This is a genomic window from Janibacter sp. CoH_79_TC_3, from assembly GCF_058197955.1.
In genome coordinates, this window is record NZ_JBXWIV010000163.1 from 1 (window position 1) to 247 (window position 247).

Annotated in this window: 1 protein-coding gene; it reads right to left on the reverse strand. The window is 60.7% G+C overall.

Annotated elements, in window-relative coordinates:
* On the reverse strand, positions 1-247 hold a 247-nt coding region (locus AC2FA3_RS15485; RefSeq protein ID WP_490510368.1), incomplete at both ends, for a hypothetical protein.

Consider the following 247-nt stretch of genomic DNA (forward strand, 5'->3'; position numbering starts at 1 on the left):
TTCATACACCGTATCGACGCAGCGATAGCCACTGGCCTCAAGCCGGGTACGCATTTGCTCCACATCCAGCTTCTGGCCGATGTCCAGCACCAGGCTGCTGCCGAGCAGGAACTTGGTCGGGGCCAGGCGATGTAGGGCGGTGGTCACCGGCACTACCAAAACACCATGACTCAGTTCCGGCAGCCGGTACAGGCTGGCGATACGCTGGGAGATGATGTCCTGGTGCGGCGAGAACAGATCGTAAGGC